General features: G+C 38.0%; 13 protein-coding genes and 1 tRNA gene. 3 read left to right on the plus strand and 11 right to left on the minus strand.

Features of this window, described 5'->3' with window-relative positions:
* Positions 1-107: 107 nt before the first annotated feature.
* Together E7Z78_RS04595 and E7Z78_RS04600 are read right to left on the minus strand one after the other, a co-directional pair.
* On the minus strand, positions 108-941 hold the full coding sequence (locus tag E7Z78_RS04595) for an undecaprenyl-diphosphate phosphatase (protein ID WP_303724004.1): 834 nt from the start codon (positions 939-941) through the stop codon (positions 108-110).
* A 12-nt stretch (positions 942-953) separates the two neighbouring features.
* Entirely contained in the window at positions 954-1877 is a 924-nt protein-coding gene (locus E7Z78_RS04600; RefSeq protein WP_303724005.1) for a branched-chain amino acid transaminase, read from the minus strand.
* A gap of 118 nt (positions 1878-1995) precedes the next feature.
* Between E7Z78_RS04600 and E7Z78_RS04605 the strand changes: the two genes are divergently transcribed.
* A tRNA-Val gene (locus E7Z78_RS04605) sits at positions 1996-2068 on the plus strand.
* A 271-nt stretch (positions 2069-2339) separates the two neighbouring features.
* The gene (locus tag E7Z78_RS04610; protein ID WP_292804645.1) at positions 2340-3167 is read left to right on the plus strand and encodes a F420-dependent methylenetetrahydromethanopterin dehydrogenase; all 828 of its coding nucleotides are present in this window, start codon (positions 2340-2342) and stop codon (positions 3165-3167) included.
* A 124-nt stretch (positions 3168-3291) separates the two neighbouring features.
* Here the strand turns inward: E7Z78_RS04610 and hisB are convergent, their stop codons facing one another.
* The 5 genes from hisB to E7Z78_RS04635 are packed head-to-tail and all read right to left on the minus strand — an operon-like array spanning position 3292 to position 7071.
* On the minus strand, positions 3292-3870 hold the full coding sequence (gene hisB / locus E7Z78_RS04615) for an imidazoleglycerol-phosphate dehydratase HisB (RefSeq protein ID WP_303724006.1): 579 nt from the start codon (positions 3868-3870) through the stop codon (positions 3292-3294).
* A 39-nt stretch (positions 3871-3909) separates the two neighbouring features.
* A complete protein-coding gene (locus E7Z78_RS04620) occupies positions 3910-4113 on the minus strand; it encodes a 4Fe-4S binding protein (RefSeq protein WP_303724007.1) in 204 nt (67 codons plus the stop codon).
* Positions 4114-4122: 9 nt separating this feature from the next.
* Positions 4123-4815, minus strand: a complete 693-nt coding sequence (locus tag E7Z78_RS04625; RefSeq protein ID WP_303724008.1) for a TOBE domain-containing protein — start codon at positions 4813-4815, stop codon at positions 4123-4125.
* Positions 4816-4872: 57 nt separating this feature from the next.
* Positions 4873-6435, minus strand: coding sequence for a flippase (locus E7Z78_RS04630; protein WP_303724009.1), 1563 nt, complete (start codon positions 6433-6435; stop codon positions 4873-4875).
* Positions 6436-6486: 51 nt separating this feature from the next.
* The gene (locus E7Z78_RS04635) at positions 6487-7071 is read right to left on the minus strand and encodes a flavodoxin family protein (protein ID WP_303724010.1); all 585 of its coding nucleotides are present in this window, start codon (positions 7069-7071) and stop codon (positions 6487-6489) included.
* Between the two features lie 94 nt (positions 7072-7165).
* Between E7Z78_RS04635 and E7Z78_RS04640 the strand changes: the two genes are divergently transcribed.
* Positions 7166-8017, plus strand: a complete 852-nt coding sequence (locus tag E7Z78_RS04640) for a phosphoserine phosphatase (protein WP_303724011.1) — start codon at positions 7166-7168, stop codon at positions 8015-8017.
* Here E7Z78_RS04640 and E7Z78_RS04645 read toward each other — a convergent pair.
* The 4 genes from E7Z78_RS04645 to E7Z78_RS04660 all read right to left on the minus strand — a co-directional run bounded on the left by E7Z78_RS04645 (position 8014) and on the right by E7Z78_RS04660 (position 26890).
* Positions 8014-8295: a zinc ribbon domain-containing protein gene (locus tag E7Z78_RS04645; RefSeq protein ID WP_303724012.1), complete on the minus strand. Its 282-nt coding sequence runs from the start codon at positions 8293-8295 to the stop codon at positions 8014-8016. The genes E7Z78_RS04640 and E7Z78_RS04645 overlap by 4 nt on opposite strands.
* 59 nt (positions 8296-8354) lie before the next feature.
* A complete protein-coding gene (locus tag E7Z78_RS04650) occupies positions 8355-9596 on the minus strand; it encodes a bifunctional 5,6,7,8-tetrahydromethanopterin hydro-lyase/3-hexulose-6-phosphate synthase (RefSeq protein ID WP_303724132.1) in 1242 nt (413 codons plus the stop codon).
* A 52-nt stretch (positions 9597-9648) separates the two neighbouring features.
* Positions 9649-11472: a threonine--tRNA ligase gene (locus E7Z78_RS04655; RefSeq protein WP_303724013.1), complete on the minus strand. Its 1824-nt coding sequence runs from the start codon at positions 11470-11472 to the stop codon at positions 9649-9651.
* A gap of 271 nt (positions 11473-11743) precedes the next feature.
* Positions 11744-26890: an Ig-like domain repeat protein gene (locus E7Z78_RS04660; RefSeq protein ID WP_303724014.1), complete on the minus strand. Its 15147-nt coding sequence runs from the start codon at positions 26888-26890 to the stop codon at positions 11744-11746.
* Positions 26891-26989 lie beyond the last annotated feature (99 nt).

The following is a 26989-nucleotide window of genomic DNA, read 5'->3' on the forward strand; positions in this document are numbered from 1 at the left end:
CCAATTAAAACTCGATGTAACAATATTTTAAAAAAAATCAAACAAATCTGCCAAAATTTAATTTTGGCGGACACCCTAAAAAAAAAGTTAGATGTATAAGGATACATCTAGAATATGTGAGCGATTGAGCCCATGAATACTATTAAACCCATCAGCCAACAATAGTAGGCAAATATATCAAGGTTCTTATTCTGTATTAAATCAAGCATCCATTTAATAGCCATGTAACCTGCAATAATGGCCGCTACGAATCCCAGGAATACCGGTAGGAAGTTTGCATCCATTGCAGATCCAATGTCCTTAACTTGCAATATAAATGCTCCAAAAATTGCTGGAATGGATAATATGAAACTGAATTTAGCGGCAAATTCCTTGTCAAGTCCGATTGTTAAACCTGCAGCGATTGTTGTACCGGAACGTGAAAGACCCGGCAGAATCGCACATGCCTGACCCAATCCCATGAACAATGCTTCCTTTTTAGTGATTGTATCATAATTGATTTCACCGCTTGTCATTCTTTGGGACAGGTAAAGGATTGTTCCTGTTACAAATAGGAAAAATGCCGGAACGTACAGTGCACCTGAAAACAATGCATCCACAGAGTCCTCAAACAATACTCCAACAATTCCAACAGGGATTGTGGCGAGAATCACATACCATGCAAGCCTCTTGTATGGATCTGAGTAGAACCCTTCCTTGAATCTTCCCTGAAGGATGTCGCCTATGCTTAGCCACCAGGACTTGAGCATCTTGTAGATGTCATACCTGAAATACCACAGGACTGCTATCAATGTTCCTAAATGCAGGAATGTGTCGAAAGCGAGTGAGCTTTCAACACCTAAAAGATTTTGAATAAATACCAAATGGGCGGAACTGCTAACCGGCAGGAATTCAGTTAATCCCTGAACTATACCGATTATAATTCCCTGAAGTATATCCATTGTCTACACCGCTTAAATATAACTTAACCAACCGTATTTGTCTTCTGCTTTTGCTTCAACAATGTCAAAGAATGTTTTTTGTATTTTTTCTGCTACTGGTCCTCTTTTACCGATTCCAATTGTTCTGTGGTCGATTGAACGGATTGGTGTTACTTCTGCAGCGGTTCCTGTGAAGAATACTTCGTCAGCTATGTATAATCTTTCTCTTGAAATTGTTTCCTCAATAACTTCATAACCAAGGTCACGTGCAATTGTCATTACGGAATCCCTTGTGATTCCCTTGAGGTTGGAAGATGACATTGCTGGAGTGTATAGCTTGTCCCCTTCAACTAAAAAGATGTTTTCTCCGCTTCCTTCTGAAACGTGTCCTTCATAGTCAAGCATGATTGCTTCGTCAAATCCGTTGTCGAGTGCCTCGAGTTTTGCAAGCTGTGAGTTCATGTAGTTTGCACCACATTTTGCAAGTGTCGGGAAGGTGTCAGGTGCTGGCTTTCTCCAGGAGGACACTCCAATGTCCACACCGTTTGCCATTCCTTCCTCTCCGAGGTATGATCCCCATTCCCATGCAGCAATTGCAACATTGACCGGACATCCTAAAGGATTTACTCCAAGTTCTCCATATCCTCTGAATACGATTGGGCGTATGTAACATCCGCCTAGGTCGTTGACGCGAAGAGTCTCAAGGATTGCTTCTGCGATTTCCTCTTGGGTGAAAGGAATGTCCATCTTGTAAATTTTTGCTGAATCGAATAATCTTTGCACATGCTCTTCCAGTCTGTACACTGCAACCCCGTTTTCATTGGAGTATGCACGAATACCTTCAAATACGCTAGTTCCATAATGAACCACATGTGAAAGTACTGATATGTTTGCATCTTTCCAATCTACGAATTCTCCGTCTATCCAAACTTTTGTTTCTTTGTCATCCCACGCCATTTTATCACGTCATTTTTTTATATGTTATTATATATTGTTATTATTTTATAAAATTTTTTAGTTGAATTTTCAAAAATAGAAAGGTTTATATAATAGTAAATTCATAATATTGTTTGTTGGTTCCGTGGTCTAGTTGGTATGATACCTCCCTTACAAGGAGGGGATCACGAGTTCGAGTCTCGTCGGAACCACTCACATTCTATTTTTACTAAAATTTTAACTACTTTCATGATAATTTTATAGCTGTTTTACATTAATTTAATAGTGAAATTACTGCCTTTAAATTAATTTTTATGACAAGAAATTTAGCTAAAATTATGTCAACATTCAATAATCCAATAGTTATTTTATTTCACTGAACAATATTTAGAAAAAAAATTAATTATTGATTAAAATTTTTAAATAATAAAATTTAAATAGTTTTCTAATTAAAGTTTAATATATCAAATAAGGAGATTAATTATGGTAGTTAAAATTGCTATTATTAAAAGTGGTAATATTGGTACTTCACCAGTAATTGACCTATTGTTAGACGAAAGAGCAGACAGACCAAACATCGATGTTAGAACCTTTGGATCTGGAGCAAAAATGAACCCAGAACAAGTAGAAGACGTTGTACCTAAAATAGACGCTTTCGAACCTGACTTCGCAATCTTCATTAGCCCAAACCCAGGAGCACCTGGTCCAGCTAAAGCAAGAGAATTATTATCTGAAAAAGACATCCCTGCTATTATCGTTGGTGACGCACCTGGTAAAGGTAAAAAAGATGAAATGGACGAACAAGGTCTCGGTTACATCATCGTTATGTCCGACCCAATGATCGGTGCAAAAAGAGAATGGTTAGACCCAACTGAAATGGCTATTTTCAACTCCGACATCTTAAAAGTACTCGCAGAAACCGGTGCATTAAGATTAGTCCAAAAAACCATTGACGACGTAATCGCACAAGCAGAAGCAGGTGAAATCGAATTACCTAAACTCATTATTACTGCTGAAAAAGCTGCAGAAGCTGGCGGATTCGCAAACCCATACGCAAAAGCAAAAGCTATTGCTGCATACGAAATGGCTGGATCTGTTGCTAACTTAGACATGAAAGGATGTTTCATGACCAAAGGTTACGAAAACTTCATTCCTTTAGTAGCTGCTGCTCACGAAATTGCTGCATGCGCTGCTAAATTAGCTCAAGAAGCTAGAGACATTGAAAAAGCAAATGATACTGTTTTAAGAACCCCTCACATGAAAGAAGGAAACCCAGGTTGTAAAACAGACTTAATCTCAAAACCAGAATAAGTAGCAAACCGCTACTTTTTCATTTTTTCTTTTTTTTACAAAACTTAACGCCACAAAAAAACAGACTATTTCTTAAAAAAATAATTTAATTAAAAATAATAAAAAAAGATAACTAATTGGTTAGCTATAATACTCCTTTTGTAGAAGGAATCTGATCATGTTCTATTTTGATTGCTTCCTTTAAAGCCTTTGCGAAAGCCTTGAAAACGGCCTCTGCCTTATGGTGGTCATTTGCACCCTCAACTGTTCCGTAGATGTTGAGCTTTGCTGAAGCGGCAAATGACTCGAAAAAGTGAATGACTATATCAGCGGTCATGTCACCAATCTTCTCGTTTTTAAAGTCCAGTGTCATGTTGCAGTAGCTTCTTCCGCTAATGTCGATTGCCACTGTTGAGACTGACTCGTCCATAGGCACTATCGCATGTGCCATCCTTTTAATTCCCTTCTTGTCGCCGATTGCTTCAAGGAAAGCTTCACCAAGAAGGATTCCAACATCCTCTATTGTATGGTGGTCATCAATTTCAATGTCCCCGGTTGCCTTGATGTCCAAATCTATCATGGAATGCTTTGAAAATGATTCAAGCATGTGATTGAAGAAGTTGACTCCAGTGTCAATGCTGTACTTACCTTCCCCATCAAGATTCATTTTTATTGTTATATCTGTCTCTGATGTCTTTCTTGAAACATTTGAAATTCTAGTCATAGTTTAACCTATCGAATAATTGATTTTACATTAAAGGATTTAAGGTTCTTCACCCGGACGTATGATTGTAATACAGTCTGTAGGGCATTTCATTGCACATATTGTACAAACATGACAATATCTTAAATCCAATATACGTGCAACGCGACCAACCTTCCAAATTTTAGCGGATTTGGGGCAAATCTCGGCACATTCTCCGCAACCTATGCATTTCTCCTCATCAACTAAAATCTGTAACGGCATAATTATCACTTATAACTTTAAAGTTGCAACGGACATTGCTTTAAATCCAACATAGATGTCTTTTCCAATGCTGAGATTCAATTCCTTTTCAGCGGAAACTGTAATGTCAGAACATAAGACAACTCCGCCAACATCCACCTTTACACGGATGATTTCGCCTTCAAGCCTCATCTCAATGATTTGGCCCTTAAGGATGTTACGGATACTTGAAGCCTGCGGCTCAAGCATAAGGAAGATGTTGTCATAACTAATCAAGGCCAGGATATGGTCTCCAATCTCATAATTCCTGTTCAATGGAGCATTGACCTGGAAGCTTTCCATCTTAATGGTCATTACACCCTTAACGTCGTTGATGTCAACTATTTCAGCTTCAATCTCGTTGACATCCTTGTGAAGCTCCATGATGGCGTTGATCTTTTTACATTCCTTAAGGATAGAGTAACCTTCCTCGGTTAGGGCGGTTCCTCCACCTCCACCTTTTCCACCTTTTGTTGTATTTACAATTTTAACATCAAGTGTCCCTTCAATCTTTTCAATGTAGTTTAGAGCTGTCCTGTATGAAACCTTTATTTCCTTAGCAGCGCTTGTTAAGGAACCTGTTTCCAAAATGGACTCGAGCAGCTGGTATTTTTTACTGTCAAGTAAAAAAGAGTTTCCATCCACATTGATTTTATATTCGACACCTGCACTTACATCAGCCATATTATAAGTCCCCCGAAATATAATGATATTATTTATCTATTTTATATTTTAAATAGTTTAGTCTCTGAATTCCAATCTCTCAATGAAACTTAAAACCTTATTGACTATTTTAGCCAACGGCCCTAATCTTGAAGAGAAGCGTCTTAAACTTTCAATTTCCTCTTTCTTGAAGAACTTGACCAATATCAATGCAAAGAAATAAACGATTACGCAGGCGAAAATTCCAGGGAACAACCATAATGTGGTTTTTGGAATAACGAAAAATGCAAAAAGGCCCATTATCAATGATGAAACTATAATTTTGACTATGGAAGCGGTAGGTGCCTTTGTCTTGGTTAGTCTGAATACGAAATAGACACACGGTACCATCATCAAAAGACATGCAACGCTTGTAGCCAATGCCCCTCCTGCAATGCCCATGCTTGGAACCATGATCCAGTTCAGGATACCTGTGACGATAGCTCCGCCAACAAGAATGTACATTGGTATTCTAGGGTTTCCGATTCCCTGAATGATGCTTGTTGAGATTGCGAATATGGAATAGAATGTCATACCTATTGACAGTATTGCCAATGCGCTTGCACCTGCAACATAGGCAGGGTTCTTAAAGTACAGGATCCTCAATGTAGGGGACGCGAACATTGCAAGTCCAACACACATAGGAACAACAAACAGCAGGGAAAGCTTGTATGCTTCTGAAACATATTTCTGCAGGGTTTTAGTGTCTTTTAATTTAAACGCTTCAGATGATGCCGGCAGGATTGTGGTTGCAATGGATATGGAAATGATTAAAGGCAGGCGTGCAATAGGATCAGCTGCTGCGAAAAATCCGATATCGTCAAATGTCAAGAACCTTCCCATGACTATTGTGCAGATGTTATAGATGAGCATCTCTGCAATGGCTGTAATGATAACAGGGATTGAGAACTTGACAAGTGTTCCGGCAAGCTTCATCTCGTCCTTGCGGGTGAATACAAAGTCCTCGCTTGCAGGAGGTATCAATTTGCCCATGTGGAACTTGAAGATGTAAACTGCAGCAACAACAGAGAGGGAATAGCCTAGAACTGTACCCCATAATGCCCCGACAGTGGATAATCCTATGAGAACGAATGCTGTTGCAAAGAGAATCATTCCCAACTGTTCAACGGCACGGGTGTATACGATATACTCCATCTTGTAGACGCCCTGAAATGCGCCTCTGAATGCGCCGACAATTACGCTGAATGGTGTGATTAGACCAACAATCTGCAAGGGAATCAATGCTGCAGGCTTGCCAAGGTAGTTATAGGCGAGCCATGGGGCAACGACAAAAATCATGAGTACCCCAAAGAAGAATCCCAAAAAGACCATTATCTTCAAGGCTGTGTAAATCGTTTGCCTTGCCATATCCTTCTCGTCAACGGCCTCATACTCTGCAACGTACTTTGCTATTGCAGGAGGAAGGCCTCCAGCGGACAAGGTCTGGAATATTCCCTGAAACGGCAGTGTGATTCCCAATATACCATAAGCAGTAGGTCCTAAGAGTATAGCCATAAGAAAACGGTATACGTAACCTCCAATACGGAAAATTATGTTACCTATGAGAATTATCAAACTGCCCCTTACCAATTTGTTAGCCATAATATAACCTTAAAAAAAGTTTTTTAATCTATTTTAACTTGATTATAATATTTAAATATATTTATTTAAGAAATTTTCAAATTCCCTTACAGTCCTCTCCAATGACTCCATGCCGTAAGTGTCTTGCCTTATTTCATCAATTGAGTCCTGTGACCAGAAGGATGCTCCCAAATTAGATCCGAAAGGCCCTCCGCTGACAGGGATTATTCCATGTATCATGAAGTACGTTATATTTGACAGATGGGCGAAATCCTGCCCTCCTGTGCGGTCGCCTCCAACGGCAATGCTCATGCCTATCTTTCCCCTGAGGAGATTGTAGTCAACGGCCTCAAGTGCACGGGTCCTGTCCGTGATGATTGACATGTTTGATGAAACCGAACCTGACTGGACAGGTGTTGCAAGGATTATGCCGTCTGCATCCTGAAGGTTATCATAAACCTCACCCATGTCATCCTGAATCACACATTTCTTATGCTCCAGACAGTAATCGCAATGCATGCAGGGCTTTAAATCCTTTCCATGGCAATTGAAAGAAACTGTTTCAAATCCATGGCTTTCAAGTTTGGCCAATGCCTCAGATAAAACATAGTCTGTGGTGCCGTTTCTCGGACTTGCACAAATTCCAAAAACTTTCATGAAGATAATTTTAGAGAAAATAATTAAAATACTTTGGCAAATATTTATTAGATTAAAGAAACAAAGTTATAATGTTAATAATTAGGGGAAAACTATGAGATATGGGAACGGCATTGTGAAAAAGTATTCTAGGGAATACAATAGGACACTGAAAAGCGGTGAGAAAAAGAAATATACCACAGAACAAATCCAAATCACTGTGCCAAAAAATGAAGACATATATGAAAATAAGGAACCAGTTCTCATAATCCCTAGTTCGGAAATCGAGGAATTCAAAAACAGAGAGGACGAAATCGGTGCTTTAAGAGTGGCTAACTATTTATATGTTGAGGAAGTGAAGGAATTGGAAAGGAAATTAAGTGAAAACAATAATTCATCTGCTTTGGAATATGAAAAGGAAATCGAAGATTTGAAAGCGGAACTAGCATCAAAAATTGAAGCTTTATCCGAAATGGAAAACAAGTATGAATCACTCCACCAAAACAACATAGACACTCTTAAAAAGGAAAACGAAACCATCAAGGATAAGCATTCCAAACTAATTATAGAAAACGAAAACCTCAAGACAAAATTCGTCAACATCAAAACCGAAAACGAGAACCTTAAAACCAAGTACTCAAGCATCAAGGAAGAAAACAAGAACCTTAAAACCAAATGGTCCAACCTTAAAGATGAGCATGCAAGCATCCGCGAAAGCTACCACAACGTTTCAGCAAAATACGATAACCTGAAACAGGAAAACCTCAACACCAAAACAAGCTATGCGGAAATCTTTGAAATGAATGAGGATTTGGAAAAAGATTATGAAAGCCTACGCTTGGAATACAATGATCTTGTTGACAAATACAACGAGTTAAGCGATGAGCTATATAAAGTAAAAACAGAAAAAAGCCATGATGAATTCATAGCCAATAAGGTTAGAGAGTTTATATTGAACAAAAGCTAGAGAGTTTTATAATCGTCCTGAAATTCAGGATTCCACCTTTTCAAACCCGGAATGAACATGGCAGTGATTCCAGTAGCTTGAGTTTCAGCAAGGTCTGGGTTTTTCTCCATCATTTCTTTAGTTTTGCGGATAATCATCTCTTGAAGGGTTATGTCCGGTTCGGTGAACTCACCATTCTCAAAACATTTTTTACAGTAATCAGGATTTAGACTTCCATCCCTGTTTGTACCGTAATCTTCTTTTACGATTGGCTGTCCGCATGAGTTACAAAATCCCATAATTTACACCTTTTTTTAAAAAAAATAGTAAAGGTAAATTAGAAGTTAATCTAATTTACTTATTCGTCTTTAACTTCAATGTTTTCGTCTTCATCCATTGCAAGTCTCATGTTGTCTGGATCTGGGTCGAAATGTTCTAAGAAGTCTTGTGCAGCTCTTCTTACATCTCTTGAACCGATGATGTATCTACCTGCAATGATGATGTTAGCGCCTTTTGTGATTGCTTCTTCAACGTTGTTAGGTTTGATACCACCTGCAACAGCAACTAAACCTTTAGCGCCGAGTGCAGCTTTGATATCCTTAATGTTACCCCATTCGGTCATGTCACTGGTGTCTTCACCGTGTTCTGCCCTGTAGGTTTCCATGTCAACGTTTCTGTGTAACAATACAATGTCTGGTTTTAAGTCTTCAGGCAATTTTGCCAGTTTTTTCTCAAACTCAGCAACGTTCATCATATCAAGGATGGAGTAGATACCTTGTTTTTGGGTTTCATGAATTGCTTTTGCGATAGATTCAACGGTACCGAGACCGGAAATAGCTACTGCATCAGCGGTTTCATCTGCTGCCATTTTAACTTCCACACGACCAACGTCTAAAGTTTTTAAGTCAGCAATAATGAATGCATCTGGACGTAAAGCTCTGATTTTTCCGATAATTCCAACACCGAATTTTTTAACAAGTGGAGTACCTGCTTCGAGTAGGATCCTGTCGTTGTCTGGTAAGTCGTTGATGATTCTTTCCATTGCTTGTTCGTTGTCAAGGTCAAGTGCAACTTGCAAGTATGGTGGGCTCCAGAGTTTTTTGACTTTGAATCCCATGATTGGGTGAGTTCCACGGTCTTTTTCTGCAAGCACTTTTTCGATGGATGGGTATCCTTCCATTGCTCTTCTGATTGCCAATTTGGTTGCTCCGTAATTGTATTGGTAGATTTTTCTGTAATCTTCCGCTGAAGGGTCAATGAATACGCTTACGTTAATTACAATGTCTTCTACTATGTCTTTTGGGATGTATCCATCTTCAACTGCATCTGCAACTGCTCTTGCAACTGCGGTTTGTGCAGGTCCAAATATTTTACTTGCGTCGTCTAAATCTCCAACAGTTACTTTAGGAATGATTAAAGTAGCTGGTTTGGTCATTAAATTAGGTCTAATTACACTTGTTAGTGGAGTGTGGCCTACGGAAAGGTTTGATAAACCATTAGCGAAAGCTTGACCGACTGGTCCTTGCTTGTCACCGATTAATAAGTCAACGTGTGCTAATTCAGGGCCGTCTCCAATAAGAGCTTCTCCTATTCTATACATTGGGTCCATTAAATTTCCTCCATATTATACTATAATTTTTATTTTTAATAAACTATTGGAAGTTAATCCTTCTTGAGATATCTTTTGGTAAAGGTAATCTTCTGAATGGTTTTCCTTCACATTTAGCATTAATTTCATTTATTAAGTCATCAACTGTCATGTCAACCTTTTCGCCGGTTTCACGTACAGTCACTTGGAATTTGCCTGATTCGACTTCCTTGTCTCCTACAACAAAAATGTATGGTATCCATTCTTTTGATGCATTACGGATTTTCTTACCTACGCTTTCATCCCTGTCGTCAATGTCAACACGGATGTTTGCTGCATTGATTTTGCTGTATAGCTCTTCAGCGAATTCCTTGTGTGCTTCACTGATTGTCAAGATCCTTGCTTGGATTGGGCTTAACCATGTTGGAAGCATTGGAGCTTTCTCATCGAGTTCGATTGCGGTTTTTTCAAGCATTGCACACAATACCCTTTCGATACTTCCGGTTGGGGAAGTGTGAAGGATTGTTGGGTTGTGCTGTTTGCCGTCTTCACCAAGGTAGGTGATGTCGAATCTCTTACCACTTTCAACGTCTATTTGAACGGTTGGGTTTTCGATTGGGCGTCCTAATGCGTCAATGTTTGCAAGGTCGATTTTACATACCCAGTAATGGTGTCTTTCAGGTAAGATCTCCAAGAGGATTGGTTTGTTGAATTTTCTTGCAATCTCATACATCCATTCCTCGTTTTCTTCAAAGAAGTCCTGGGTTGCCCTGAAAATCACTTCAAAGTCAAGGTTCAAGTCCACACCGGTCTGCATACACATGTCGGTTTGTTGGGAGAATTCCTCAAGTGATGCATGTACGTCTGTACAGAATGAGTGGCAGTCAGGCATTGTGAATGCCCTTAACCTTTTAAGTCCGACAACTTCTCCTTTTTTCTCATAACGGAAACTGTATCTGGTCAATTCGAAGATTTTTGCCGGGAAGTTTTTCCAGGTAAGGTATGAATCGCTCATTAGTCTGAATGCACCGAAACATGCCGCAAATCTGAGCATGAGGTTTTTCTTGGTGTCGGTTCTGTATTGTCTTTCACCGAACTTGTATGCATGCTCGTAGATTGCCTGATTGTCCAAGTCATAGAAGATTGGGGTTTCGACAGGCATTGCACCACGGTCTACGGTCAGGTCATAAACGTAATCTGATAAAAGGTCTCTTATGAGTTTTCCTTTAGGGTACCATCTGAGGTTACCGACATCAGAGGCCGGTTCATAGTCACAGATTTCCTTTTCACGCATGATTTTAACGTGTGGCGGTTCGCCTTCATCGGATGCTCCACGTCCAAGCTCATAGTCTACAAGTTGCTTGAATGCATGGTTTTCAAAGTTAAAGTCATCGATTTGAGTGATTTTGTCCCCTTCAAGAATTTGCCATTTGGAAGGTTTTCTTTCGACTTTAGCCTCTTCCTTGTCGGCTGTTATTGATCTTGAAAGTTCGCTTAACGGGTGTCCTTTACAGGAAATCTCAAAAGCCTTATACCATCCGAAAGGTACTCTTTTAACGCTTAAGTTTTCAGCTAAAAGTGCCTGTTCCGCATCCTTGAGGATTTGAACGGCAACTTTTGGAGAGCTTAATGATGAAGATAAGTGAGCATATGGATATAAAACAATATTTTCAGCATTAACTTGATCATTAGTTTTTAAAACTTCTTTAACTAGATTTTCAACAATACCTTCTGGATTATTTTCGTCGTCTTTTTCAACAGCTGTAAACACTACTAGGGAATCGTCAAAGGAGCCTTCTTTTTTGGCTTCCTCAATTTCCTCGGCTACAGGTGTTTCTTTTTTCACAGTGTAGTTTAAATAATCAGAATGAATAAGAAGTATTCTCATTTAATCACCAATATATTAATGATTTAATTTCTATTTTTAATGTTATATAAAAATTAGTAATGGCGAAAAGATCGGGAAAATCGGATGAAAAATAATGTGTATTTAATTGGTTTTATGATCAATTAAATTGAAATGATGTTAACAACATTGCTAATTGTTGATTGAAAATTAATTTTAATTAAAGTATAGATAAATATTGAAATTAAGGAATCTGCTAATCTACATGAGTAGCATTAAAAAATAAAAAAAGTATAGAGATTAATGAAAATCTCTATTTTTTAACTTTGATTTTTTTGGTCACTTTATCTTTGCCATAGTAGACTTTGTATTTGTACTTTTTGCCTTTTTTAAGCTTTTGCATCACTTTCTTCTTGATAGTGAATTTAGCTTTACCTTTCTTGTTGGTTTTGGCAGTGTACTTTTTACCCTTGAATTTAAGTTTGACTTTCTTGTTCTTGAGAACTTTTCCGTCAACCTTTTTCAACTTAACGTAGAGGTTAAGTTTCTTGGATTTTTTAGCCTTCTTGTTTTTGGCCTTGATAACGTGTTTTACTTTAACCTTACTGGTTACTTTAACTCCTTTGTATGTCGCTGTGACAGTGTATTTCTTAGGTTTTACCTTAGTGTTGAGTTTCAAGGTTGCGTATCCTTTGCTGTCAGTTTTCACATTATAGTTTTTACCATTGTAGTTGATTGTCACATACTTACCAGCAGCAGCCTTACCGTCAAGGGTCAAGCGTACCTTGTAGGTTGCCTTGCCGGAGTAAACAACTTTAATGTATTTGTTTTCACTGAGTTTAGGAACAGGTTCCTTAAGTTTTAAGGTAGTTGATTTGGAAATACTGTTGTATTTGCTGTCACCAGAGTATTTTACAGTAACATTGTGATTTCCTGGAGCAAGTCCTGGAACAGAAATCTTAGCTGTACCGTTTTCAACAGGAACCACATATTTCTTGCCGTCAACGTCCACTTCGAAGTAACCTGTAGCATCGCTAGGCAAGTCAATGCTGAAGGTAGGGTTTGTAGTGGTTGCGCCTTCAGGTATTGTGATACTGTTTTCATCGGCATTTGCAGGAACTGTAAATTCAACTGTCTTGGTTGCAGGATCATAGAACTCATCACCGGTGTAGGTAACGTTAGCAGTGTAGTTTCCAGGTTCAAGACCAGGAACTGTTATGCTTGCGGTACCGTTTTCAACTGGTGCGTAGTAATGTTTGCCGTCAATGTCAACTAACAAGAGACCGGTTGCATCACTAGGCACGGTAATGTTGAATACCGGAACAGTAGTGTTTTCAGGAACAGTAATGTTAATTACTACTGTCTCATCTTCAACGTTGACCACTAATGTAGCATTTTCTGAATCTGCATAGTCATCTGTGCCAATGTATTGCACTTTGACAATGTAAGTACCGTTGTTTTTGAATTTTTCACCTGAAATGACTATGCTACCAGTGTATAGAGAAATTTCCTCATTATAGTATAACTCATCATCAATCCAAAGGGATACATTACCTTTGCTTACCATTGGGTTGATAGTGTATACTACTTCAACCTCACGGTCAACGACTGTGTTGAGTGTTTCATCTCTAAGAGTAATTTCAGTAGGTGCCTTAGCGGCAGTAAATGCTTTATCAGCAGAGCCATTAGCGTATTTGTCATCACCAAGGTATTCTACAGTAATGACTTGTGTTCCTGCTTCGGAAATGCCCACATCAATGGTTGCTTGACCGTTATCAAGTTTGTAAGCAACTTTATTGAATATGATATATCCTGTAGCGTCTCCGTCAGCAACAGTCACAGTAGCATGAACTAAGTTTCCAACAACAGGGTTTTCAGGATCGGAAATTATGATTTCAGGAGCAACTTTAACCACATCGAATGAGTTGAGGTCTGATGCGATTTCATAATTGTCATCACCAGCATATGTTACCTCATAGGAGTGGTGGCCAGCAGCCAAGCCGGTTACGTTAACACTTGCAACACCATTAGTTAATGTAATTTCACCGATGATTTCACCGTCAACAACTACAGTTACATTACCTGTAGCATCAGCAGGTGCTTGAACAGTGATTGTTACATTTTCACCAACTTTAGCGTTTTCAGTCACGTTTGAAGTGAAGGTAGGGTTAGCTTTCACTACTTTGAATGAAATTGCAGCTTCACTTCCATTGTATAAATCATTTTCGAGATTTTTAATAGTGATTGTGTATTCACCAGCAGCGAGGTCAGTCAATTCAATGCTATCTTCATCATAAGGAACGACTATCACATTACCGTTGAATGTTACGATAATGGATTGATCTTCTGTTTTATTTTTAATTTCATAAAGAACTTCGCCAGTTCCAGGATAGACAAAATCATCAATTTCAACAATGGTTACGCTTGAAGCGGCCTTGCCGACAGTGAATTCACCCATCGCAAGGCTTCCTTTATACTCGTCACTTTCCTCGTTTTCAATGTAGATTTCATAATTACCAGGTGTTAAACCTTTAATAGTAATGAGACCATCTTCAGTTACCATTTCTGGTTCAATTATTTCATCCGCATGGTAAACTATGATTTTAACATTGGTTTGATTATCAACATTGTATAAAATCATTACCTCTTCACCATAAGTCACATTGTCAATAGGATCAATTGTGACAGTGGAATCCGCCTTGCCGACAGTGAAGTAACCCATTGTATAGTTAGATTTATACTCGTCATTTTCCTCATTTTCAATCATGATTTGGTAATCGCCAGGTTTTAAACCTTTAATACCAATAATACCATCAGCAGTTTCCATTACAGGAGTAATTTCACCACTATTATCATAAACTGTGATTTTAACATTGGTTTGATTTTCAACAGTGTATAAGATAAATACTTCTTCACCATAAGTCACATTGCCAATAGGACCAATTGTAACTTTGGAATCAGCTTTATCGACCTTGACAGTGGTATTAACAATGCCGGATGCATTGTAGTTGCTATCACCATTGTATCTAACTCCAATGGTATGATTGCCTGTTGTCAATCCAGGAATTATTGCCATAGCCATTCCATAACTCTCATCAAGAGCTACGGTTTGATTTTCAACACCATCAACAAATATGGTAACATTACCAGTAGCGAAATTATCACCAATGTCTACTAGAACAACAGCATATTCTCCTAATGTTATTTCAGGTGTGCTCTCACTAATTTCAGGAGTTACACTTGATTTAGGAATGTTTAACACTTTGGTTGCATTTGACTTGAGATAGTTGTCATTTCCTAAGAAAGTTACAGTGATGTTGTAGTCACCAGCTGTCAAGTCATAGATATCAAATGAATAGGTTCCATTGGTAATTTCAACAACAGAAACTGTACCATCATTATCAATTGAAAGGTAACCGGAAACATTATTAGAAACAGTAACATTTACAGTTGCACCACCCATTACACCAAGGGCACCTTCAACTTCAATAGTTACAGTGGTTTCAGCCTTAGCAACATCGAATGAGTTGACGTCAGTTGCAGAGTTATAATTGTCATCACCAGCGTATGAAACGTCATATGAGTGGTGACCAGCAGCTAAACCAGTTACATTAATAATTGCAGTACCATTAACTACAGGAACTTCAATAGCGACAATTTCACCGTCAACAGCTAGAGACACATTACCGGTAGCGTCAGCAGGTGCAATAACAGTGATTGTTACATTTTCACCAACTTTAGCGCCAACATCCACTTCAGAAGTGAATCTAGGGTCAGCTTTCAATACTTTGAATGTTATGGATGATTCACTTTCATTGTATAAATCATCATCGAGATTTATAATAGTGAGTTTGTATTCACCAGCAGCCAAGTCAGTCAATTGAATGCTTTCATTGTCATATTGGACTTCTATTTCAGCACCGTTGAAGGTTAGGATAATAAGTTGTTCTTCTGTTTTATTTTCGATTTCATAAAGAACTTCGCCAGTTCCAGGATAGACAAGATCATCAATTTCAACAATGGTTACGCTTGAAGCGGCTTTGCCGACAGTGAAGTAACCCATCTCATAGCTTTCTTTATACTCGTCACTTTCCTCGTTTTCAATCATGATTTGGTAATCGCCAGGTTTTAAATCTTTAATACCAATAATACCATCAGCAGTTTCCATTACAGGAGTAATTATGCCAGTATTATCGAAAACTGTGATTACAACATTGGTTTGATTATCAACAGTGTATAATATAAATACATCTTCACCATAAGTCACATTGTCAATAGGGTCAATGGTTACTTTGGATCCAGCCTTGCCGACATTGATAGTATGAGCAACAATATCGGATGCATTGAAATTGTCATTACCATTGTATTTAACTCCAATGGTATGATCGCCTATTGTCAATCCAGGAATTGTAACAAGAGCAGTTCCATAATCATCAAGGTCTACTGTTTGATTTTCAACACCATCAACAAATACTGTGATATTACCAGAGACAAAGTCATTGTTCATGTCTACTAAAACACTAGCATCTTCTCCCAAGGTTACTTCAACAGTAACATCAGTGATTTCAGGAGTTGCGGATGATTTAGGAATGTTTAACACTTTGGTTGCATTTGACTTGAGATATTTGTCATTGCCTAAGAAGGTTGCGTTGATGTAGTATTCACCAGCTTGCAAGTCATAGATTTCAAATGAGTATGTTCCATTGGTAATTTCAACAACAGATATCACACCATTATTATCAATTACAAGATAACCAGCAGCATTATTGGAAACTGTAACATTTACAGTAGATCCGCCCATGACACCAATTTCAGACTCATTAACCTTAATAGTAACGGTGGTTTCAACCTTTTCAATTGTGAAAGTAACTTGAGCTCCATCTTCCTCATAGTTAGGGTCATTCACTTCAACACTGAACAAGTGGCCTACAGCATCTGAGAAACCGTCTAACGGTAAAGTGTAGACGCCAGTGGTTTCATTAACTACAAACTCATCAATAGGTACAGGAGTACCGTCCATGAATGCGGATACACTTGAAGGGTCAACATCAGCAGGTAATGTGAAAGTAATGTTGATTGGACTTTCAATTACTTTATCACCGATTACTTCAGGTTCTTCAATATCTAAAGCAGCCTTGTTTACTGTGAAGTTAATCTCTTTATAATCACCATAATACTCATCGCGTGCATCAAAGGATACAAATGCAGTGTAGTTACCAGCATCCATATCAGTGATTGTTACGAGAGAAGGAAGACCGGATTCTTCACGTGTAATGTCAACAGGTTCCATTCCATCGATAGTTATATGGTAAGTTCCTGCAGGACCGATGATGCTGATTTCAGCTTCAGGGTAGGTTCCTGTGATTTCAACATTGAATTCAGGAGTTACTAAATATTCAAATTCATCAGTTGTGATTGTTTCTAAGCTGTATCCTTCATCAGCGATGTCAACGGTTGCGTTGTAGATACCTGGCTTATCAAGAGTGATAGTGGCATTACCTACACCGTTTACGACTTCAACTTCAACAGGAGTGCCGTTGATGTTTACAGTGTATGTGCCGTCAACAGGGGAAGTGATTGTTATAGGAATAGCTTCGCCGAATTCGTTGATGTTTGGAATGTCAACAACAATGTCTTCAGGATCAATTACTTTAGTGTTTATAGTAACGTTAAAGATAGCTAAGTCATCGAAGTAGTCATTATCACCATCGTAAACAGCTTGGAAAGTGTAGTTGCCCACATCAGGTTGATTGTCGATGACAAATGTTCCAATACCGTTTTCAACTAGGACATTGATTACATCATCAACTACAACAACGCCGGTTAATGGTTTGCCATCACTGCCAGTTAAATTGATAGCGATTTCAATTACATCACCATATTCAGCAACAGTGAGTTCAGTGATGTTCAATACTGATTTTCCTTTTACAAAGAATACGGATGAGTTGATTGCAGGGTTATAGCTAGGGTCGTCAAACATTGCAACAACAGGGTATTGGCCATGAGTTAAACCTTCAACGGTTAAGTTACCTTCACCATTTTCAACAGGAACAGCATATTCCTTGTTGTTGACGATTACAGTTACAGTGGAGTTTAAACCTTGGTCATTGACACCGATTAAGGTTATCCATATTGTAGCGTTTTCGCCTTCAAGTGTGTCCATAGTCAATACAGTAAATTCGGTTATGTTTGCTTTTGGAACATCTAAGATACCAGTGAATATTTCAAGGTTTTCAGCATCATAGTTGGTTGAAACAACTTTAGGACCTGCGGTTCCAATATAATATGGTATTGTGTATAATCCGGTTTCATCATCGTATAATGGAACATCCTCAATTACAGTGCCGTCAACTGTGAATCTGAAACTAGGATCATAAATCATATTGCCATTGTCATCTGTTAATGTAGCATTAAGTATGTATATATCACCTAAATCAGTGTCATCCCATGTTTTGTTATCCAAGATTGTTGCATTGATGATTGAAGAATCAACGGTACCATCCATTACATAGATTGAGTTACCGACAGTAGCGGTATTATCTTTTATTGTGGATTGTTTAATGTCTAATTCTGCACCATCATTTACGAATATTGCTCCACCATAATCAACAGCAGAGTTTTCAGTGAAAGTGGAAGTATATACAGTAGTGTCACCAAATGCTGCGATTGCACCACCGTTTAAAGCAGCGTTTTCAGTGAATGTGCTGGCAACTGTTAATCCAGCATTGTCATTTACAAATATTGCTCCACCGAATCCATTGGCAATGTTGCCTGTGAATTCACTGCCAGCAACGGAACCAGGATTAGCATCCCAGAATACTGCTCCACCGTTAGCTCCTGCTTCGTTTTCAATGAATGTGGACTCGAATATTGAGCCTGCTGCTCTTTGCCATGAAACAGCTCCACCGTTTTGACCAGCAATGTTTTTGGTGAATGTGGATTCTCTGATTATTGCAGGATGACTGCTGTACATCGCAACAGCTCCACCCAGTTGATTTGCAGTGTTGTCGGTGAAATTGGATCCTTCAATAGTACAATCCCATCCAAACAAGAATACTGCACCACCGGATGCATTAGCAGTGTTGTCTTCAAATGTAGAGTTAATAATTTTACTGTCATCTCCAGCCAAGTAAATAGCACCACCATTGTAAGCAGTGTTATTGTAGAATCTGGAATTTGAGATTATGTGATTGGTATATGCACCGTTGGAATAGATTGCTCCACCCCAGTCAGCAGAACTAGTACTGTCCATATCTGCATAACCGTTGGTGAAAGTCACATTGTCAATAGTGATTCCATTAGTATTCAATTGTAAAATTCTAGCGGTATCGTTACCGTTGATTGTGTATCCGTTACCGCTAATAGTTATTGCTTTATCAATTACAATACCATTAATTAACGCATCGTCAATACCTTCAACAAAAGTGAAGTTATATGATAAGGACAATTCGTTATCAGCAGCATTTACTTTATTTTGCAAGTCAGTGAATGTTCCTTTAATGTTTTTAAGTGTACCTGTTTTGACAACTAAGTTTTCTTCCTCATTGTAGGTAATGTTTACTACAAAGAAACCAGCATTATCATTTTCATAAACTGCTTGGTATAAACCTGAAGTGGAATTGAATTTAGCTTCGAGTTCTGTTTCATTCACAACAAATACGAAATTGATATCCTTGATTAGGTTATTATTATCATCAGTCACTTTAGCAGTAATTAAAGTCTCGCCAGTGAATGTAACTGTTTCATTGTTTAAGATAACAATATTCATTTCTGATTCAATAGTACCGTAGTAGTTTGCTATATCAGGGCTTGATCCGCTTACAGTGTTATTGGATAAAACTAAAATACCATCGTTTGAAATAGCATTACCCCAAGGAGCAGTGTTGCCGCTGAATGTTGAGTTAGCAACAGTTAATTTTCCTACTGTGTATCCATAGATTGCTCCACCTTCACTGGATGCTGTGTTGTCAGTGAATGTACAGTTTTCGATTATTGAATCACCATCTACACGGCTTAAACTTACAGCCGCACCGACATTAGCTGAGTTTCCAATGAATGTTGAATCAGTTATTGAAACAGAAGACTGAGCAGGGTGAACGATAATAGCTCCACCTTGTGTATTGGATGTACCAGAACTACCAACACCTAAACCTTTATTGTTTTCAAAGGTACAGTTGTCTACTTCCAGTTTTGAGGATTCAACAAAGATTGCACCACCGAAGGTAGCGTTGTTTCCTTCAAATTTAGAGTTCTTAATTGATAATAAGTAAGATTCATCGTTCATGTATCCGAGAGATGAAATAGCTCCACCCCAGGAACCAGTGTTGTTAGCGAAGTATGAGTCTTCAATGAATGTGTAACCAGAAGTTACTACAACACCAACAAGCAAGTCACCATCGTTACCGTTACGGATGACAATGTCCTTAAGGTTATTGGTTATGTTACTGTTTGAAATGGATAAATCACCTTTCAAGTTGTAGATTGCTGCTCCACCGTTATCATCGTTTTTGGTACGGAAAGTAATGTCGTTACTATCCAATACTGAATCCATAACATCCACAGTACCTTCAGAGTAGATTGCTCCACCACGATAGGTTGCGGTGTTGTTGTATAGCACAACATTTTGAGTGTTCAGGAATGAATCAGCATCAACATATATTGCACCACCATAATCAGCACGACCGTTTGTTAATGTAGCATCATCTATTTTGAATATAGCACCATTGGTTACATTAAATATCCTTGCAGAGTTATTAGCGTCTATAGTGTAGTCATTACCGAGAACATATAAGTTTTTATCGATTACAACACCATTAACTAAGTCAGCATCATAATCAGAATCATATTTGAAGTCATATGGTAAGACCACTAAACCAGTTTCATCGTTATCGATTATGTATTGTAAATCAGTGAAAGTTCCTTTTTTAGGACCGATAGTCAAGTTATATAATTGTTCAATAGGATTATAATAAGTGTTTCCAGTCCATGATGCATTAATCACATAATTACCAGCAGGTAAATCTGAGATAGTTAAACTACCGATACCTTTAGTGATTTTAACTGAATATGGAACATTATTGACGGTTATTGTGAATTTTGAAGAACCAGATGGGGCGGAAATAGCAGTTTCACCTTCCTTACCGGTCAATGTAATGCCGATTACAACATCATCCTGATCGGTGACATTTTCATATTCGACTTCTAATGTAGCATTGAGTTTTATAGCGGTGATGTATGGTGACTCAAATGTTATGTTAGTGAATAAGTTTTTAGTTTCAGGACGCAAAGTAGGAGCACCTGATTTAACTACTTTCACATTGGCCTTATGATATAATCCGTCGGTTTCATCATATTCTAAATTGAGAACGCTTGTACCGAATCCTATTTTAAGTATTTTATCAGATGTGACGATGACATTTCCATTATCATCAGTTACTTGTGCATAGAAGTCTGTAATTTTATCATATATATTATATGTTGCATTCTCGTTATCCAAAACAGTGATAATGACCTTGGAAGCGATTACACTAGCACTAGTAATAGCACCTGCCTCGTCAATGTTGTTTTTAGATAATGAAAGAGTTTTTAAATTAAATATTGCACTTCCAAATACACCGTCGTTGCCTGTGAAGTTGGAATTGGAAATTATGGTTTCAGCAGCATCATTATTTACCAAAATCGCTCCACCTTTTTCGGTTGCAACGTTATCGGTGAAAATACAGTTGTCGATTTCTACTGTATTGGATGAGCTTATTACATTAGTGTTTATGGCTCCACCGTTTTCAGCACTGTTTCTTGTGAAATTGGATGAAGTGATGCTAATTGATGCAACTCCATTGGAACAGATTGCAGCACCGGAATTCTTACTTGTACCTTCACTACCAGTACCTCTTCCTTCGTTTTCTTCAAATTTGGAACCTGTTACAGTCAAGGTTGTTCCTTCAGTTCTGATTCCTGCTCCGACATATGCGATGTTGCTAATGAATTCAGAATCTGAAACTTCCAATGAACCGCCTTTTGCAAAGACTGCTCCACCATAGATACCGATGTTGTTTTCAAACAAGGTTCCGGTAATTTCAGTGTTGGAATTGATAAGGTTTACAGCACCATTGATTACTTTATTGTCGCTGCGGTCAAGAGTTCTATCACCATTGTTGGTTATGTAACTGTCTGTTATAGTGACTGTTGAATCAACAGCATGTATAGCGGCACCACCAAGTTCATTAGGGTTGCTGCCAGTTAAGTCAAATACATCGTTTGAGTCAAGAGTACAGTTATCAAGTACTAAAGTGGAAGCGTCAACATAGATTGCACCACCGTATTCGGCATAACCGTTTACTAAGCTAGCATCAGTTAATGCGAGAGTATTGCCTCCAGTCACTTTAAAGATACGAGCAGCATTATTACCGTTAATTGTGTATCCATCACCATCAATAGCAATGTCTTTATCAATTACGATACCATCGACTAAGTCAGCATCAAATTCAGGGTCGTATGTATAGTCACCATCTAAAACAATAGTCTTACCGGTTTCAACATTAGCAATCATGTTTGCTAGGTCGGTGAATGTTCCTTTAATGTATCTTAAAGTTGCAGTTTTAACGACTATATTATTTGTAGTAGTATAAGTCATGTTTACAACATATTCACCAAGAGTGGTTGGATTATATGTAGCTTCATAATATTTTGTTTCTGGATTGAATGTTGCTGCAACTTCAGTAGTGCCAACTAGGAATTTAAATCCAGAATCAGTAATGACATTACCATTATCATCAGTGACAGCAGCATAAAGCTCAACTTCAGAGTTAATGTCTTGAGTTTTATTATCCATCACAGTAATGTTGATTTGAGAAGTGAGTGTCCCTGCTTTGACGAGAATTTCTGAATCAACACCAGTAATAGTGTTACCAGATAATTCTAAATTACCTTTGTTTAATGTAATGGCATTTGCTTGACCATTAGCAGAGTTATTGTCAAAGTAAGAATTGGACACAGTATTAGTTAAAGCATAGAGTACGATTGCACCGTAGTTAACTCCAGCATAGTTGTTTTCAAATCTACAATTATCAATAGTAGCAGATACAGTTCCATCTTGTACATATACTGCACCACCATTGTATTCAGCTTTGTTTGCTGTGAAATTAGAGTTGGTTAAGGTTAATTCGTTTTCAACCCAAATTGCTCCTCCACTACTCCAAGTTTCTTTATTAGGCATTTCAGTACCAGTCACTTCATTTGCAATGAATTCAGAATTGTCAACAGTTAATGAACCAGTGGATCCTTTAGAACAGATTGCACCACCTTGATAGTCAGTGTTTCTTTCGAATTTAGAGTTAGTAACAGTTGTAGCTGTACCTTGTGAAGTGTGAACTGCTCCACCAAGCATTACAGCATCATTACCAATAAATTCAGTGTTGTCAATGTTTAAGGTGTAACCTTCAATATCGATTGCTCCACCTTGTCTAGCCTTGTTGTTTTCGAATTTGGAGTTTTTGATTGTTATAGTGCCTGAACCTTCAGCACCTATAGCACCACCCCAACGACCGTAGTTGTCGGTGAAGATACAATTATCAAAACTAGCACTGGTTGAAGTGCGTACAGCACCATAAACAGATTTATCTATAAGATCTGCTGCACCATTGTTTGTAAAGTTAGTGTTAGTTGCAGTTAAAGCTGCTGTAGCATAAATTGCCGCACCACCATAACTATCTGAATAATAACCATCAGCAATTGTTACATTATCAATAGTAGTAGCAGCAGTTACTTTGAATATTCTTGCAGTATTATTACCACTAATAGTGTATCCGTTACCATCAATAGTTATTGCTTTGTCTATAGTGATACCAGCAATTAAATCTGCATCAAATTCAGGATTGTATGCATAGTCACCATCTAAGACAATAGTGTCACCAGCTTGAGCACCAGCAATAATGTTTGCCAGGTCAGTGAATGTTCTGTAAACATTAAGAGTACCGGTTAAAACTTCACTTGTATCTTCAAGGTTAGTTGATACAACAAATGTGCCTGATTCGGTAGGTGTGAATGTAGCGGTGTATAAACCAGCTGTATCAATATCAATGCCATCAACTACTTTGTCACCGACAACAAATCTGAATTTATAATCAAAGATTAAGTTATCATTATCATCAGTTACTGTAGCATTGAGAATGAATGGACTCATATGAATATTGTAAGTTGCATTATCTAAGATTTTGACTTTCAATGGAGTTATTACACTAGTACCAGCTTTAGTTAAGATTTGTGCATCATCACTGCCAGTAATAGTATTATTGGATAATGCTAATGTGTTATCAGAAGCATATATATAAATAGCATTTGTGTTAGCTACATTAGCTTCATTATCAGCGAATACTGAATTGGAAACACTAGTATTACCACTAGATATTATTGCCCCTCCAGATGTAGTAGCAGTGTTTTCTATAAATTTAGAATCATCAACAGTTAAGCCTGCGAATCCTTCATTTTCAATTGCTCCACCATATGCAGCAGTGTTATCAGTGAATTCTGAACCAGTCACAACTAAATCAGAGTAACCACAGAAGTATACTGCACCACCGTCTGAAGCGGAGTTGCCTGTAAATGTTGAATCGGTGATTTCTAAATCAGTTGTTAATGTATTGGACCAGTAGTATACTGCACCACCATTAGTAGTCGCAGTGTTTTCAATGAAAGTACAATCATCAATTATTGAATCTTCATCAGCACCAGCTAAACTTACAGCACCACCCAAATCAGCAGTGTTGTTAATGAACTCTGATCCTTTAATGTCAGCGGAAGCATTAGTGCCCATCACTAAAATTGCACCACCTTGACTGTTTGAAGTACCTGGACTTCCAGGACCGATACCACTATTATTGTAGAATTTACAATCTTTTACAACAAGAGGCGCACCACTATCATAAATAGCGGCACCAAAGATTGCCACATTGTCTTCAAAAGTAGTGTTTTCAACAGTTAAAGTTTTATCTGTTTCAGTTTGAGTTATAGCTCCACCATAACGTCCATAGTTGTTAGCGAAGTAAGAGTTAGTAATTGTGGTTTCGCCCATAGCGACAACCGCTCCATCAAGAACATTACCGTTAACATAGTCCTTAAGGTTATCAATAACTTGAACGTTGTCTAATGTTGCGATTCCTCCGTTGTTAAATAGAGCTGCTCCACCTTTATCTTCTGTACTTCCTCCATCTCGTTTACTGATGTAATTTTCTTTAATGATGGAATCGGTTATTTCAACAGTACCTTCAGAGTAGATTGCTCCACCACGGTATACAGCAGTGTTATTAATTAACTCAACATTTTTAACAACTAATGCATTTGCGCTTTCTACATAGATTGCACCACCATAGTCGGCATTACCGTTTTTGAGAATAAAGGTGTCAACTGTTAATGTGGCACCGTCATTTACTGAAAAGATTCTGCCGCTGTTAGCAGCATCAATGTATGAAATAATACCATTAGTGTTAGCAAAACCACGGATGGTTAAATCATTTTCAATAATAATACCATCGGCAAATGCTTCTTTTTCCTTATCAGATTTAGTTATTTTAGAAGATCCAATGTATACATCTCCACCATTTACCAATGCAATAAGGTCGGCTAATTGAGTGAAATTAGTTAAACTTGCTTCATAAACGGTACCTTTGTTATCAATAGCATATTCACCTACATTAGTGAATGTGTAAGTGTAATCTTTACCTAGAGTTACTTGACCCTTGTTATCGATAGCGGAAGTACCATCACCAACAATATCAGCACCCCTTAAAGTTAATGTTTTATCTTCATTTACAGTGAATACTTTACCACTGTTGGAAGTTATAGTATAACCATTAGTGTTTATAATTACATTACTATTGATGATTACACCATCAGCAAAAGTATCATATTCTGATTCCAATTTGGTAATGTCATTGGTTAAAAATATTGCACTTGTAGTTCCACTATCAACCATAGCTTGCAAGTCAGTGAAAGTAGCAGCTTGAGAATAAACACTACCTGAAGTCACTTTAGGCACTTGACCTTCACCAATATAAACATTAGAACTAGAAACACCTGCAATATCTTTTGCATCATTATCATAAGTGTTATTGGCCACAGTGAGTGTTCCTTTGTTGTTTAAATTGATGATAGTGTTTTCGAATGAAGAGCCAGTGATTTCAGCATTTTGAATATGAACACAGTCTTTTCTTGTATTGAGATTGTCTTTGAATTCAGAATCTTCAATTACAATATTTTCAGTGCTGTATATTGCAGCACCAAATCCTCCACGGTTATTAGTTTTACCGTTGAATGTTTCAGAGTAACTTGCTTGTGCAGTGTTATTGATAAAAGTACAGCGGGTTACTTTAGAATCTGTATTGGATATAGCTCCACCAATTACACCGGAGTTGTTTTCAAAAATACAGTCCACAATTACTGAATCACCGTTTGACTCTTGTGCACAGATTGCACCACCGTTAGCATAGTTAGAAGTAGTACTTCCACTGCCTCTAGCCTTATTGTCCCTAAAGGTACAGTTGGAAATAGTGTAAACATTACCTACAAAGTCTATAGCTCCTCCGTTGAATGCAAAGTTATCCACGAAAGTGGATCCAACAACACGCAATATTGCATTTTCGCCATTGCTCAATATGGCTCCACCGTATGAACCGCTATTCTTTTCAAAGTATGAATCACTTACTGTTAGAGAACCTGTACTTGAAACAGCAGCACTGCTTAAATCACCAGTGTATGTTCCTGTTCCTCCACGGTGAACAATATCTTTTAAGTTGTTGGTTACTGTAGCACCTGACAAGAGGATTGTACCACCATTAGAGTAAATTGCAGCTCCACCATATCCGTTTACAGTTCTGTCAGTCAAATCGTTTCCCTCAAAGGTAGAACCAGTTATACTCATTGAACCTGCATTATTGTATATTGCCCCACCACTTTTCTCAGCAGTGTTGTTTAGGAAATATGAGTTAACGATTGTAGCAGATCCGCCATCGTTATAAATAGCTCCACCGTATTCTGAGTTACCGTTAATCAAGGTCACACCAATTAATGTCAGAGTGTAACCTGAATTAATTCTAAAAATTCCACCAAGATTGTTAGCATCAATTTTGTGATTGTTACCGAGTATGGTAACATCTTTTGTAATTGATATATCGTTTTCTCCCTCAACACGGGCATAGTCCTTGTCCATCATGACCATACCGGTGTTAACTGAGGTTTGAAGTTCGGTGAAATTACCGTCTCCATCTGCAGACAGCACTTCTGCGTCATTGCTGGCCGTTGCGACTTCGTCAACAGCGTCAGCTGAAACTACCTCATCGATAGTAGCTTCTTCCACAGACAGTACGTCTGAGTCTGAAGTATTATCTATATCCGCTGCAGAAGCAGCAGAAATTCCTAATATCATTACCATTGCTAGTAACAATATTATACTTTTCGATTTCTTCATTTACGCAACCTCATATTTAGATTTAATCCATAATTGATTATATAACAATGATAGATTAACCATATATATTTAACTTCCACATTATATTTAAATTATACT

It is taken from the genome of Methanobrevibacter thaueri (genome assembly GCF_015062915.1).
GTDB classification, from domain to species: domain Archaea; phylum Methanobacteriota; class Methanobacteria; order Methanobacteriales; family Methanobacteriaceae; genus Methanocatella; species Methanocatella thaueri_B.